This is a genomic window from Stenotrophomonas sp. Ste96 (assembly GCF_024519495.1).
Lineage (GTDB): Bacteria > Pseudomonadota > Gammaproteobacteria > Xanthomonadales > Xanthomonadaceae > Stenotrophomonas > Stenotrophomonas bentonitica_A.
Genome location: NZ_JALJRX010000005.1, coordinates 211,732 through 225,295, shown reverse-complemented (window position 1 = coordinate 225,295; position 13,564 = coordinate 211,732). Strand labels below are relative to the sequence as shown.

Sequence of the window (13,564 nt, the reverse complement as noted above, 5' to 3'; positions counted from 1 at the left end):
GCGTGGCGAAGCTGGTGCCGGCGTAGTTGGCTTCGTAGCCGAGCACGCGGTCCAGCTCCAGCGGGTGGCCGACGTTCTCATGGATGGTCAGGAACAGGTTGGACGGGTCCAGCACCAGATCGTACTTGCCCGGCTTGACCGACGGCGCCTTGAGCTTCTCCCGGGCGTGGCGGGCGGCGGCAATGGCATCTTCGACCGGGTCGTAGGAATCGCGGTAGGCGACCACGCCGCCCGGCAACGCGATCTTGCCGCGCGCGTCGCCATCGAGGAATTCGTAGCCCATGCCCATCGGCGAGGACAGCCCGGCGCGCGTACGGAACTTGCCGCTGGCCTTGTCGATCGCGGTGGCGGTGAACGGCAGCCAGATCCGGTGCACGTCCTGGTCGATGAACGAGCCGTCGCTGGAGGCGAAGAACTTCTGTTCGTTGACCAGGAACAGGGTGGAGTTGATGAAGTCGGCGCCGGCATTGAGCGCGGCCGCATTCAGCGACAGCAGCATCTCGACCTTGTCCTTGATCGGTACCGCCATCGCGTTCTTGCGGATCGGGGTCTTCCAGCTCACGTCACCCACGCCGGTCACCGGCGCCAGCTGCACCGGGCGGCTCTGGATGCCGGCGTTGGCGCGGGCGATCGCCGCGGCCTGCTCGACCGTGGCCAGCACCGCGGCCGGGGTCTGCTGGTGGGTGGCGGCAAAGCCCCAGGCGCCGTTGACGATCACCCGGATGCCGATGCCCGAGGATTCGCTGTTGGTGACGTTCTGGACGTTGGCCTCGCGGGTGATGATCGCCTGGTTGAGGTACCGGCCGATGCGCACTTCGCAGTAGCTGGCGCCGGCGCGTTTGGCGGCGGCAAGCGCGGCCTCGGCCAGGGCCTTGCGGCGACCCGCATCGCCCGGTTCGAGCAGCTGCTCGGCGGCGATCAGCCGGCCATGCGGCAGTACCAGGCCCGCCAGGCCCATTCCAGACAGCGCTAGAAACTCACGACGTTGCACAGCTCACATCCCCCAAGGACGGCCGGCGGCGCGCAGGCGGCCGGCGTTGGACAAGTCTTCGACTTTCGGTGGCATCGCACAGTGGCACAAGTGACTGCGGTCATGGTTGGATGGACACCGATTCCCTGCCGATGTGACATTGCGATGAGCCAGATACGCTGGTCCGAGGCCTGCGACCGCAACCGCGCGCCGATCCTGGCGGTGCTGCAGCGCCACCTCGCCGACCGCCACCGGGTGCTGGAGATCGGCAGCGGCACCGGCCAGCACGCCGAGTCCTTCGCGGCGGCACTGCCCCACCTGCAGTGGCAGGCCAGTGACCATCCGGATCACCTGCCGGGCATCGCCGAGCGGCTGGACGCCGCGGGCCTCCCCAACACACCGGCCCCGTGGCCGCTGCAGGCCGTGTTGTCCCCCGCGCCCGGGCTCGGGCCGCTGCCGCCGGACGCGCCGTTGGCGTTCGATGCGGTGTTCAGTGCCAACACCCTGCACATCATGAGCTGGGCGCACGTCCAGGCACTGTTTGCCGGGCTGCCGGCAGTCATGGCGGCCGGTGCCGTGGTCTGTATCTACGGTCCGTTCAATGCCCATGGCGAGTACAGCAGCGACAGCAACCGCCAGTTCGACGCATGGCTCAAGGCGCGGGACCCGGCCTCGGGCATCCGCGACGCCGAGGCGGTGGATGCGCTGGCGGCGGGGGCGGGCCTGCAGCTGATCGAGGACGTGGCGATGCCGGCCAACAACCGCCTGCGGGTGTGGCGGCGCGCCGGCTAGCGCCGACCGCTGGTCGACCGCGCTTGGTGTCCGGCGCATGCTGCGGTTAGGATCAGGAGGGGAGGTTGTTGTGACAACCTGGGGGAGTTTGCATGGCAATTGCAAGACAGATGGTGGCCAGCGTGATGCTGGCCATGGGGGCGTGTGTGTTCAACGCGTCGGCGCAATCGCTGCCGGCCGTGCAGGAGTTCTACTTCGACAACGACGTGGCGGCCGCCCCGATGGTGGTGGTGCAGGGCCAGGGCGGGGAGCTCGTCGACCAATTGATGAAGCAGCGCGAGCGCGGCCGCAAGAGCCTGGAAGCGACCGTGCAGCTGGCCGGCGTGGCGATCGCGCAGGGCCGGCCCGAGCTGGGGCGCAGTCTGTACGAACAGGCCGCGACGACCGCATCGGCCAGTTCGGTGCCCGGTCGGTCGGTGCGCTGGAACTACGGCTGGGATCTGTTCCGGCTGGGTGAGGCCGACGCGGCGTTGGTGCAATGGACCGCGGCGCAGAACACGCTGCGTGGGAATCCGGCGTGGGTGCCGCCCACCTTCGCGCTGGCGCTGTGGACGCTGGGCCGCAAGGCCGAAGCCGTGCAGTGGTACGCCGCCGCCGTGCGCACCGAGCCGCAACAGTGGAGTGGGGCCGATCGCTACGCCGAACTGCTGCCTGGTTGGCGCGACACCGAGCGCAGCACGCTGGCCGAGGTGCAGCGTGCGTGGGCCGAGAAGCCACCGGCCTGGCCATGATTCCGCAGGCCGGCCCGTGCAGGCGGGCTGGCCTGCCCTAGCGCGGGCGATGCGGGCTTCGACCATGGTCGGAACATGCCATGCAGGCGATTGGGCTAGGCTGTCGCGATGGCTTTCGACGCATTCGCTCTGATCCTGACCATGCTCGGCCTGGGCATGGCGTTCTCGCGCCTGCGCGCGCTGCCGGAGAACACGGCCGATGTGCTCAACCGCATCGTGCTGTACGTGTGCCTGCCGGCGGCGGTGCTGATCTATGTCCCGCGGCTGCATCTGGACACCAGCCTGATCGGGCTGGTCGCCACGCCGTGGCTGTTGATGCTGTGCACGCTCGCCCTGGTGAGCCTGGCCACGCGCGCGTTCGGCTTTGCCCGCGATGTGCATGCGGTGCTGCTGATCTGCGTGGCGCTGGCCAACTCCAGCTTCATCGGCTACCCGATGGTACGCGCGCTGCTCGGCGATCACGCCCTGCCCTATGCGGTGGTCTACGACCAGTTCGGCACCTTCGTGCTGCTGTCCACCTTTGGTCTGTACGTGATCGCGCGCTACAGTGGCGACACCCCGCCCACCGCCGCGCAGATCCTGCTGCGGATCGCGAAGTTCCCGCCGCTGTGGGCGTTGCTGTTCGCGCTGACCTTGATGCCTGAGCAGCCGCCGGGCTGGATCGGCACCGGGCTGAAGCAGCTGGCCGATGCGATGCTGCCGCTGGTGATGTTGGCGGTCGGTTTTTCGATCCAGCTGCGCCTGCCATTGGACGAGCTCAAGCCACTGGGCATCGGGTTGCTGTTGAAGCTGCTGGTGATGCCGGCGCTGGCGCTGCCGATCTCGTGGGTGTTCGGCCTGCAGGGTGCAATGCTGCAGGCCAATGTGCTGGAGTCGGCGATGCCGACCATGATCACCGCCGCCGCGCTGGCGATGTCACATCGCCTGGCCCCGCGCCTGGCTGCCGCGCTCGTCGGCTACGGCATCCTGCTGTCGCTGGTGACGCTGCCGGCGTGGGTGTGGGTGCTGCAGCGCGGGGCCGGTCTTCCTGGGTCGCCATGATCCGGCAGCCGCCAGCCGGCCAACGGTCAGGCGCTACGCGTCCGCGCTGACGGTGCGCCCGCGGGCCCACTCGCGCAGCGCGGTGACCTGCTCGGCCATCAGCACCGACAACGGCCGGCTGCCGCGGATCTCCTGCATCAGCAGCTGGGTATCCAGCCCGCGTGATTCGGCGTGTGCGGCGTACAGCCCGGCGACCACCGCCTGTTCGATCTCCGCCCCGGAGAATCCGTCCGCCGCGGCCGCCAGCGCCGGCAGCGCGAAATCGTCGGCGTTGAGCTGGCGCTTGCCCAGGTGCAGGCGCAGCAGTTCCACCCGGGTGTTGGCATCGGGCAGGTCGACGAAGAAGATCTCATCGAAACGCCCCTTGCGCAGCAGCTCGGCCGGCAGCTCATGGACCTGGTTGGCGGTCGCGACGATGAACACCGTGCCCTTGCGTTCGGCCAGCCAGGTCAGCAGGTGGCCGAGCACGCGGCGCGAGACGCCACCATCTTCGCCGCCACTGGCCAGGCCTTTCTCGATCTCATCGATCCACAGCACGCACGGCGCCAGCTGCTCGGCCGAGGCCAGCGCATCGCGCAGGTTCTTCTCGGTCTCGCCGTGGTACTTGTCATACAGGCTGCCGAAATCCAGCCGCAGCAGCGGCACGCCGAAACCGGCGGCCGTCGCCTTGGCCAGCATCGACTTGCCGCAGCCCTGCACGCCCAGCAGCAGCATGCCCTTGGGCGGGTCCAGGCCCGCCGGGCCGGCGCCGCCGAGGAAGACCGGGCGGCGCTGGTTGACCCAGCGCTTGAGCCGGTTGGCACCGGCCACGTCGGCGAAGCGGGTGGTGTCGTATTCGTAGTGCAGGTGGCCGGCGCGGTTGAGCAGCTCGAACTTGAGCCGGGCCAGCTGCGGCAGGTCGTCCTGGCTGAGCGCACCGTCGGCGAAGATCAGCTGGCGGGCGATCCGCCGCGCGTCGACCAGGCTCAGCCCGCGCAGGTTGTGCAGGATCTTCTGGACCGCCTCGTTGTCCACCTCCACGCGCCGCCCGCCATGTTCGCGGGCATAGGCTTCGGCTTCCTCGCGCAGCATCTTCAACAGCGCGTTGAGGTCGGGCAGGCGCGGATTGAAACGGGTGGCCAGCGCTTCCAGCTCGGCCGGCAGTTCCACCTTGGCCCCGATCAGGACCAGCACGTGGGCCTGGCAGTGGCGCCGCTGGATCAGGTCGCGCAGCGCGCGCTGGTGGCTGGCATAGCCCAGGTAGGGATGGAAATCGAGCAGCAGGTAGATGCCGCGCTGCTCGGCCTGGCGGATCATCTGCAGGGCCGCGCTGGCGTCGGGCGGGCCGACCGGGTCGTCCTCGCGGTCCATGTCGATCCGGCGCAGCCCCTCGGTGATCGACCAGCGGTGCAGGGCGCGCCAGACATGCATCAGGGTCTGCCGGAACAGCTCGACCACCCGGCCTTCATCCTGGGTCTCGATGATGATCAGCGGGGTGTTGGCGCGGATCAGCGCGCTCAGGTCCTGTAGTTCGCTCATGCGGGCGGTCAGTCCATTGGAACCATCCACGATAGCAAAGCCGTGGGCGCCGGTTCTGGTTCAGCGCCGCGACTATCTCCGTCACAGGCGCCGGTGTAGGCTGCGGAAACGTTCCCCGGAAGCGAGGCCTGCATGAAGACGATCCTGGTGGCCGGTTCCAAAGGCGGGGTGGGCAAAACCACCGTCGCCACCCACCTGGCGGCGCATTCGGCATTGGAAGGCAAGCGGACCGTCCTGGCCGATGCCGATCCACAGGGCTCCAGCACACGCTGGGCACAACGCCGCTCGGTCCTGGAAAGCGCCGTGCTGCCGATCGACGTGTACCGCAAAAAGAGCTGGGAACGACTGGTTCCCGACGGCACCGATGAAGTCATCATCGATGCGCCGGCCGGTGCGATGGCCGACGATATTCCGCATTTCCTTGACGTTGCCGATGCGGTGGTGGTTCCCGTGCTGCCTTCCGCGCTGGACATCGAAGCGATCGTCGGCTTCCTCAACAGCCTGTCGCGCGTGGCCCGCGTCCATGACCGCAGCCTGCCGGTCGGGTTGGTGCTCAACCGCACCAAACCCTGGACGCAGACCTCGCAACAGGCGATACAGATGTTGGCCGATTGGCCTTACGAGGTCGTCGCGCAGTTGCGCGACAGCCAGAGCTATGTGGTGATGGTCGGGCTGGGACGGAGTCTGTTCGACTACCGCTCGGCCCAGGTGCGCGAGCACCAGAGTGACTGGGAGCCGCTGTTGAAGTGGCTGAAGAAAGCCTGACACGAGAGATCCCATGCGAGAACTGATACTGCTGCGTCACGCCCATGCCGAAGCCGCCAGCACCGGCCAGGCCGATCTGGACCGCCCGCTGTCGCCGGTCGGTCTGGCCGAAGCCGAGGCCGCCGGCCGCTGGCTGAAGGAAAACAACCTGCTCCCCGACTGCGTGCTCTGCTCGCCGTCGCGGCGTACCCGCGAAACCCTGGAGGCCGTGCTGGGCATCACCGGCTTCGTCGAAAAGCGCCTGGAGGATGCCGTCTACGAGGCCACCCCGGGCACCTTGATGGGGCTGATCGATGCGCGCCGGGACGTCGACCGCCTGCTGGTGGTCGGGCACAACCCGGGCCTGGAACAACTGGTCGCCCTGATGAGCGAGGGCACCAGCAGTGATTACCGGGGCATGCCACCGGGCGGAATCGCGGTCCTGGCCTTCGACCGTGAGGCTGCCATCGAGCCGGGTGTGGCCAGCCTGACCGCCTTCTGGTGGCCGTAACCCGTGTGGGCAGTCCGCGCGGCGTGGGTCGGGCTGCTGTTGATGGCAGGGGCGGCCCATGCCGCCCCGCCGTCGTCGGTGCCGGCCGCCACCAGCCAGGCCCTTGCCTTCGATACGGCCACCTCGCGCTTCGGGTTTGAGATCCGGACGCGGCTGGGGCAGCGCATCGAGGGCATCTTCCCCCGCTTTGAAGGCAACATCGAAGTGCTCTCCGACGGTCGCCACCAGGTGCACCTGCGGATGTTCACCCGCTATGTCGAGATCCCCGGCAAGGCCCGCTACACCGGCTGGATGCGGGGCGAGGAGTTCTTCGATGCGGCCCGCTACCCGGTGGTCGAGTTCGACTCGCTGCCGTACTGGCCCGAGGTGGTCGACAAGGGGGGCAGCATCCAGGGCCGGCTGATCCTGCGCGGGGTCAGCCACCCGGAAACGCTGCGGGTCGAGCCGCCGCAGTGTGCCCGGGCCGGGTATGATTGCGACGTGGTCAGCCGCGGTACCGTCCAGCGTGGCCGGTATGGAATGGACAGCTGGCAGCTTGCCCTGAGTGATCGAGTGACCTTTGTATTGCGTGCGCGTCTGAGCGAGGCGCCGAAACCGTGAACCCATTGCTGCGTCTGTTGGTGCTGGCAACGCTGTTGCTGGGCAGCGGCTGTGCTTCGCTGTCCAACGCCGAGCGCGACCGTGCCGCCGGCATCGCCGTACAGGCGCGTTCGACCGTGGTCGATTGCGCCCAGCCGGACCGCTGCGCGCTGGATTCGCCGCTGCGTGCCCTCGGTGGCCGCGCCTTCGCCGAATCGCATGCCGGCCAGCCGCGGCACTACGCCACCATCCTCGACGAAGGGGAAGTTTCCCTCGTCGCGCGCTTGAACCTGATCCGCAGCGCCACGCGCAGCATCGACCTGCAGACCTACATCTTCGACAAGGACGACAGTGCCCGGCTGGTCCTGGACGAACTGCAGGCGGCCGCCCGCCGCGGGATCAAGGTGCGGGTGCTGATCGACCAGCTCTCGGCGATCTCCGACCTGGAGATCCTCGGCGCCCTGTCCGGCAGCCATGCCAACTTCGAACTGCGGGTCTACAACCCGACCTTCGGCAAGGCGCGCCTGAACTACTTCGATTACGCCGCCAGCGTGGTGTGCTGCTTCCGCCGTTTCAACCAGCGCATGCACAACAAGCTGCTGGTGGTCGACGATGCACTGGGCGTGGTCGGTGGGCGCAACTACCAGGACGACTATTACGACTGGGACAGCGAATACAACTTCCGCGACCGCGATGTGATCGTGGCCGGCCCGGAAGTGCGTGAGATGGCCGCCAACTTCGATGCGTTCTGGCGCGCGCCGCGCAGTGTGCCGGCCGAGCGCCTCAACGATGTCGGCCGCACGCTGCTGCGCCAGGGCGTGCCGGCCATGCCGCCGGCCGACTTCCGGCGGCCCGAGCGGGTCGAGCGGGTCAGTGAAGAGGCCGACGATCCGGACTACGTGCGCCGCACCTTCGTCGATACCGCCCTGCCCGTGGCCTCGGTACAGTACGTCGCCGATCTGCCGCGCAAGCATCGCCGCGAACGTGCCAGCCAGCCGGCCAACGGCCAGCACGTGACCGAGCCGCAGCTGGATGCGCTGATCGCCAGCGCACAGTCCGAAGTGCTGCTGCAGACGCCGTACCTGGTGTTGTCCAAGCCGGCGCAGCGCCTGTTCCGCGACCTGCGCAAACGCGAGCAGGCACCGCGCGTGGTGGTGTCCACCAACAGCCTGGCCGCCACCGACAACCCGATCGTCTACGCGCTGTCCTACAAGTACAAACGCCGCAACCTGCGTGAGCTCGGGTTCAACATCTACGAGTTCAAACCGTTCCCGCTCGATGCCCCGGTGGACTACCGCAACCTGCTGCCGGCACCGCTGGGTTCCGAGGCGCCGCCATCGCAGGGCAAGCGCAGCAGCCTGCTTGGGGGCAGCGCGGCCGGCAGCAATGCGCGCGCTGGCAGCGACGGCCGTGCCAGCGATGGCCCGCGCCGTGGCAATGCCGACCGCAACAGCGCCAGCGGGCGCCGCCGCAGTACCGATGGCAGCGAAGTGGAGCGCCGCGTGCTGCGTGCTGAAACCCGGCCCTCGTTCCTGGGCACCAAGGCGGTCAACAAGCCGCTGCCGGTCACCCGCAAGGGCGCCCGCATGGGCCTGCACGCCAAATCGATGGTGGTGGATCGCCGCATCGGCGTGATCGGCACCCACAACTTCGACCCGCGCAGCGAGAACTACAACACCGAAGGCGCGGTGATCATCGATGACCCGGTGTTCGCCGAGGCGCTGGCGCAGAGCATCCTGCGCGACATCCACCCGCAGAACTCCTGGGTGGTCGCGCCGCGTGCCAAGCCGCCGGTCCTGTCCGGCCTGAACTACAGTGTCGGCAAGGCCTCCGAGGCGCTGCCCGTGCTCGATTTCTGGCCGTGGCGCTACGCCACCGATTACGAGTTCCAGCCCGGGCCCGAGTGCCCGGATCCGCTCAAGCGGCAGGACCCGGCCTTCCACACCTGCTATGTCGCCGTCGGGGATTTCCCCGAGGTGAATGTCGGGCCGAAGTGGCTGCTGGTGCGCATGCTCACCGCCTTCGGCGCCGGGCTGGTTCCGATTCTGTAAATCTGCAACCCCACGGAGAAGCTGCATGCCCCAGGTATTCCGCGACGCGGTGTCGATCCAGGCGCTCAACACGCTCAGCCGCAACACGCTCATCGAGCACCTGGGCATCGTGTTCACCGCGGCGGGCGAGGACTGGATCAGCGCCACCATGCCGGTGGACGAACGCACCCGCCAGCCGTACGGCATCCTGCATGGCGGAGCGTCGGTCGTGCTGGCCGAAACCCTCGGCAGCAGCGCCGGCAACCTGTGCGTGGATACCACCAGCGAGGTCTGCGTCGGGTTGGAGATCAATGCCAACCACATCCGCGCGGTGCGCGCCGGCACGGTCACCGGCACCGCGCGTGCGGTCCATGTGGGGCGCAGCACCCAGGTGTGGGACATCCGCATCGAGGACGCGGCCGGCAAGCTGGTCTGCACGTCGCGGTTGACCCTGGCGGTGGTGCCCGCGGTGCGCCCGGGCTGATCGCACGCATGGCACGGATGCTGTGTTGCGTGGCTCATGACAGTGCGCCGGCGCATGTGCGCACGGCCGTTGTGCCGCCGGTGGCCGTTGGCTTGACAGCGTGCGGCGGCTGGCTTGGGCCTGCCATCGATTTGTCCGGATTCCGCTGGCAGAGCCTGCGGCGCTCGGGTATCGTTCGCGGATGAATTCCCCCACTCCGGCCTCACGTGGCGGCGTGGCGCGTGTGTGCCGTTACCTGTACCGCGTACCGCTGCTGCTGGTCCACCTGTTGCTGTTCCTGCCGATGCTGCTGATCGCCATGCTGCCGCCGTGGGGGCGCGTGCGCGTGGGCCAGCGCACGTTCGAGCATGCGGCGGTGAACGCCTGGTCGGGCGGGCTGATGTGGATCTTCGGCTTCCGCCTGCACCGGATCGGCACACCGCTGCCGGGTGCGGTGCTGTTCGTGGCCAACCATGTCAGCTGGGTCGATATTTCGATGCTGCACAGCCAGCGCATGATGGGTTTCGTGGCCAAGCAGGAGATCGCCGGCTGGCCGGTGGTCGGCTGGCTGGCCGCGCGCGGGCAGACCATCTTCCACCAGCGCGGCAGCACCGAGTCGCTGGGTGGGGTGATGCAGGAAATGGTCGTGCGCCTGCGCGAGGGCAAGGCAGTGGGCGTGTTCCCGGAAGGGCGCACCCGCGGTGGCCATGAAGTCGGCCCCTTCCATGCGCGCATCTTCCAGGCCGCGGTCGAGACCCAGGTCCCGGTGCAGCCGGTCGCGTTGCGCTACGGCTGGCGCGGTGACGCGCAGACCATTGTCGCGTTCGGCCCGAAAGAGAGTTTCTTCGCCAACTTCCTGCGTCTGCTGGGAGAGCCGGCACGGCGGGCCGAGGTGCACTTCCTCGCGCCCATTGATACCCACGATCTGGAAGGCCGTCGCCGCATCGCGGAAACCTCGCGCGCGCGCATCCTGGCGGCCATGTCCGCCGAGTAAGCGGTGGTGGTCCTTCACACGCCAGCGTCGCGGCCGGGAGCAGGCTCGCGCCCATGTTGACCGCTGCCGACTATCACCCCCCGCGTTGGCTGCGCAACCCGCACTTGCAGTCGATGCTCAGCTCGAGCCGGATGCGGATGCAGCGCGGGCTGGTGCTGCTGGCGGCGACCGGCGCGCACACCGACGAGCTGATCCTCGATGGCGGTGAGGGCGTGCGCCTGCAGGGCTGGCACAGCTACCTCCAGGGGCGCCAGCCGGTCGGCATGGCGCTGCTGCTGCATGGTTGGGAAGGCAGTGCCGAATCGAGCTACATGCGCATGACCGCCGCGCGGCTGCTGGAAGAGGGCTACGACGTGGTGCGGCTGAATTTCCGCGACCATGGCAATACCCACCACCTCAACCCGGGCATCTTCCACTCCAACCGCATCGATGAAGTGGTGCACGCAGCCGGTGACATCGCCCGCCGCTGGCCCGAGCTGCCGCTGGTCGCCGCCGGCTATTCGCTGGGCGGCAACTTCGTGCTGCGCCTGGCCCTGCGCGCGCCCTCGGCCGGCGTGCCGCTGCGCCGCGTGGCCTCGGTGTGCCCGGTGCTGGACCCGGCGATCACGATGGAGAGCATCGAGAACGGCCCGGCGATGTACGACTGGTACTTCCGGCGCAAATGGGCCGGCTCGCTGCGTCGCAAGCGCGATCTGTTCCCCGAGCTGAGCGACTGGGACGACCGCGTGCTCAAGCTGGACATCCGCGCGCTGACCGCCTGGCTGGTCGAGCACCACACCGAGTTCGGTTCGCTGCAGGCCTACTTCGATGGGTATTCCATCGCCGGCGACCGCCTGGCCGGGCTGCAGGTGCCGGCCGACATCCTGATGGCGCAGGATGACCCGGTGATCCCGTTCGCCACCTTCAACGGCTGGCGGCTGCCGGCCCACGCCCACCTGGAAATCGCCCCGTGGGGTGGCCACTGCGGCTTCCTGGAAAACTGGCGTGGTGATGGCTTCTCCGAGCGCTGGGTGGCCCAGCGCCTGCGGATCGAGGCGAACACGCCGGCCTGACAACCGTTCTGGCCGGCCGGCCCCGCTACAATCGGGGTTTGCCCTCGAGTTCGGACCGTCATGCAAGACCAGATTCTCCAAGCCCTGCGCCGCAATGCGGTGGACGATGCCGTGCAGCTGGCGCGCGAGTGGATCGCAGCCGAGCCGGAGCAGCCGCAGGCGCACCGCTGGCTGTCGCTGTCGCTGCAGCAGCAGGGCCAGTTCGATGACGCGCTGGCCAGCCTGCAGCAGGCCCTGACGCTGGCGCCGGACAACGCCGACCTGCATCTGCAGCAGGCCGGCCTGTTGCTGGCCCTGCGCCAGTTCGACGCGGCCGGCTCGGCGCTGGACCGCACCGCCGAACTCAACCCCAACGAACTGTCCGCGTACGTGATGCAGGCGCACCTGGCGCTGGCCCGCAATGACGTGGACGACGCCGACCGCCTGACCCGCCTGGGCCTGCGCGTGGATGAGGAACATCCGGAACTGGCCGCCCTCTCGGGCATGGTCGCGCTGCGCCGGGGTGAGGTGGATCGCGCGCTGGCCCAGCTCTCGGCGGCCAGCCAGGCGCTGCCGGATGATGCCCGGGTGCTTTACGCACTGGGCTTTGCCTACCTGGGCAAGGACATGCTGGCCTTCGCCGAGCAGGCCTTCCGCCGGGTACTTGCCCTGAATCCGGCCACCACCGCCCTGCAGGGGCTGGTCGTCCAGCTCGCGCTGCGCCAGGGCAACCTGGAGAGCGCAGCGGACATGATGCGCCAGGTCCTGGCCGTGCCCGGCGGCGATACGCCGGCCATGCGCCGCCTGGCCGGCGAGCTCGAACTGCAGGCCGGCCAGCCGTTGCAGGCGCTGGAGCACCTGCTGCCGGTGCTGGCGCAGTGGCCCTCCGATCGGCACACGCTGCAGCTGCTGCTGATGGCGTGGCAGCGCCTGGGCCGTGAACAGCAGGCCCGCGAGACGCTGGATGCGACCCTGGCCGATCATCCCGAGGTGCATGACCTGTGGATGGCGCGCCTTACCGTGGAACCGGTGGGTGGCCCGGAAGCGGTGGCCGTGGGCGAACGCTGGCTGCAGGCCATGCCGGAGCACCTGCCGGCACTGGAAACGCGTCTGCGCCTGCACGACATGAACAACGAAGCCGACCAGGCCGAGGCCGTGGCCGAGCGCATCGTCGCGCTGGAGCCGGGCCGGGTTTCCGGTGAAGTGCGCCTGGTCGATGGACTGCTCACGCGTGAGCCGGCTGCCGCGATCGCGCGCGTGCAGGCGCTGCTGGACACGGCCCCGGAGGATGCCCGGGCGGGGCTGCGCGCCTGGCTGGGCTCTGTGCAGGACCGTGCCGGCCAGTACCACGATGCGCTGCGGACATGGGTCGACCTGCATGCAGCCGAGGCGCCGCAGCGCCTGCCCCTGCCGCCGCAGGCCAAGGCACCGCTGAGCTGGCCGGACCTTGCGCCGGTGGCTGAAGACAATGCGATCGCCCCGTTGTTCATCTGGGGCGCGCCCGGCTCCGGCGTTGAACGCGTGGTCGCCGCGATGGCCGCCGCCAGCCCGGTGATGCGTGGTGACCGCTTCGGGCCGACGCCGCCCAACGATCCCTTCCAGCGCTATCACACGCTGCAGGAGCTCTCGACCGGCAAGCTCACGCCCGAGGCACTGGTGGAGCAGTGGCGCAGCCAGTTGCCGGCCCGGGGCATCGCCGACGGGGCGGTGATCGATTGGCTGCTGTGGTGGGACAACGCGCTGCTGTGGGCGCTGCGCCCCCAGCTGCCGGAGGCACGCCTTGTCATCGTGCTGCGCGACCCGCGCGACATGCTGCTGGAGTGGATCGCCTTCAGTGCCCCGGCCCCGCTCGCGGTGACCTCGGTGCACGAAGCGGCCGAATGGCTGGCGCGTGCGCTGGCCCAGGTCGCCACCCTGCACGAGCAGAGCCTGTACCCGCACGCGCTGTTGAAGATCGACGAGATCGGCAACGATCCGCAGGCGATGGCCGAGTACCTCGGTGCCCACTTCGGCATGCGTTTCCCGCCGGCCGGTACGCTGGGCCCGGCCCGCATGGCCCCCGGCCACTGGCGCGATTTCCGCGAGGTAATGGGGCCGGCGTTCGCGCTGCTGACCTCGGTCGCGGTGCGCCTGGGTTACCCGGAAGAATGAGGACACCTG

General features: G+C 69.0%; 13 protein-coding genes. 11 read left to right on the top strand and 2 right to left on the bottom strand.

Features of this window, described 5'->3' with window-relative positions:
* Positions 1-991: DNA gyrase modulator (locus tag OC373_RS14195; RefSeq protein ID WP_315985463.1), on the bottom strand; the 991-nt coding region annotated here is incomplete at its 3' end.
* 144 nt (positions 992-1,135) lie between these two features.
* Between OC373_RS14195 and OC373_RS14190 the strand changes: the two genes are divergently transcribed.
* From OC373_RS14190 to OC373_RS14180, 3 genes are all read left to right on the top strand, one after another.
* Positions 1,136-1,762: a DUF938 domain-containing protein gene (locus OC373_RS14190; RefSeq protein ID WP_070426351.1), complete on the top strand. Its 627-nt coding sequence runs from the start codon at positions 1,136-1,138 to the stop codon at positions 1,760-1,762.
* A 92-nt stretch (positions 1,763-1,854) separates the two neighbouring features.
* Positions 1,855-2,493: a tetratricopeptide repeat protein gene (locus OC373_RS14185; RefSeq protein ID WP_261997893.1), complete on the top strand. Its 639-nt coding sequence runs from the start codon at positions 1,855-1,857 to the stop codon at positions 2,491-2,493.
* Positions 2,494-2,601: 108 nt separating this feature from the next.
* Positions 2,602-3,534, top strand: coding sequence for an AEC family transporter (locus tag OC373_RS14180; protein ID WP_261997892.1), 933 nt, complete (start codon positions 2,602-2,604; stop codon positions 3,532-3,534).
* A 33-nt stretch (positions 3,535-3,567) separates the two neighbouring features.
* On the opposite strand, the gene OC373_RS14175 is transcribed toward OC373_RS14180, so the two are convergent.
* A complete protein-coding gene (locus OC373_RS14175) occupies positions 3,568-5,052 on the bottom strand; it encodes an AAA family ATPase (protein WP_070426354.1) in 1,485 nt (494 codons plus the stop codon).
* Between the two features lie 132 nt (positions 5,053-5,184).
* Between OC373_RS14175 and OC373_RS14170 the strand changes: the two genes are divergently transcribed.
* From OC373_RS14170 to OC373_RS14135, 8 genes are all read left to right on the top strand, one after another.
* On the top strand, positions 5,185-5,817 hold the full coding sequence (locus tag OC373_RS14170; RefSeq protein ID WP_019184919.1) for a ParA family protein: 633 nt from the start codon (positions 5,185-5,187) through the stop codon (positions 5,815-5,817).
* A 13-nt stretch (positions 5,818-5,830) separates the two neighbouring features.
* Positions 5,831-6,307 (top strand): histidine phosphatase family protein, encoded by a 477-nt coding sequence (locus tag OC373_RS14165; protein ID WP_070426355.1) that lies wholly within the window; start codon positions 5,831-5,833, stop codon positions 6,305-6,307.
* Between the two features lie 42 nt (positions 6,308-6,349).
* Positions 6,350-6,907, top strand: coding sequence for a YceI family protein (locus tag OC373_RS14160; protein ID WP_051010531.1), 558 nt, complete (start codon positions 6,350-6,352; stop codon positions 6,905-6,907).
* Complete coding sequence (locus OC373_RS14155) at positions 6,904-8,937, top strand: phospholipase D family protein (protein WP_261997891.1); 2,034 nt, start codon at positions 6,904-6,906, stop codon at positions 8,935-8,937. Before OC373_RS14160 ends, OC373_RS14155 begins: the two co-directional genes overlap by 4 nt.
* Positions 8,938-8,962: 25 nt before the next feature.
* Positions 8,963-9,400, top strand: a complete 438-nt coding sequence (locus OC373_RS14150; protein WP_070426356.1) for a hotdog fold thioesterase — start codon at positions 8,963-8,965, stop codon at positions 9,398-9,400.
* 181 nt (positions 9,401-9,581) lie between these two features.
* On the top strand, positions 9,582-10,373 hold the full coding sequence (locus OC373_RS14145; protein ID WP_019184914.1) for a lysophospholipid acyltransferase family protein: 792 nt from the start codon (positions 9,582-9,584) through the stop codon (positions 10,371-10,373).
* A gap of 56 nt (positions 10,374-10,429) precedes the next feature.
* Positions 10,430-11,425: an alpha/beta fold hydrolase gene (locus tag OC373_RS14140; RefSeq protein WP_026070062.1), complete on the top strand. Its 996-nt coding sequence runs from the start codon at positions 10,430-10,432 to the stop codon at positions 11,423-11,425.
* 60 nt (positions 11,426-11,485) lie between these two features.
* Positions 11,486-13,555 (top strand): tetratricopeptide repeat protein, encoded by a 2,070-nt coding sequence (locus OC373_RS14135; protein ID WP_261997890.1) that lies wholly within the window; start codon positions 11,486-11,488, stop codon positions 13,553-13,555.
* Positions 13,556-13,564 lie beyond the last annotated feature (9 nt).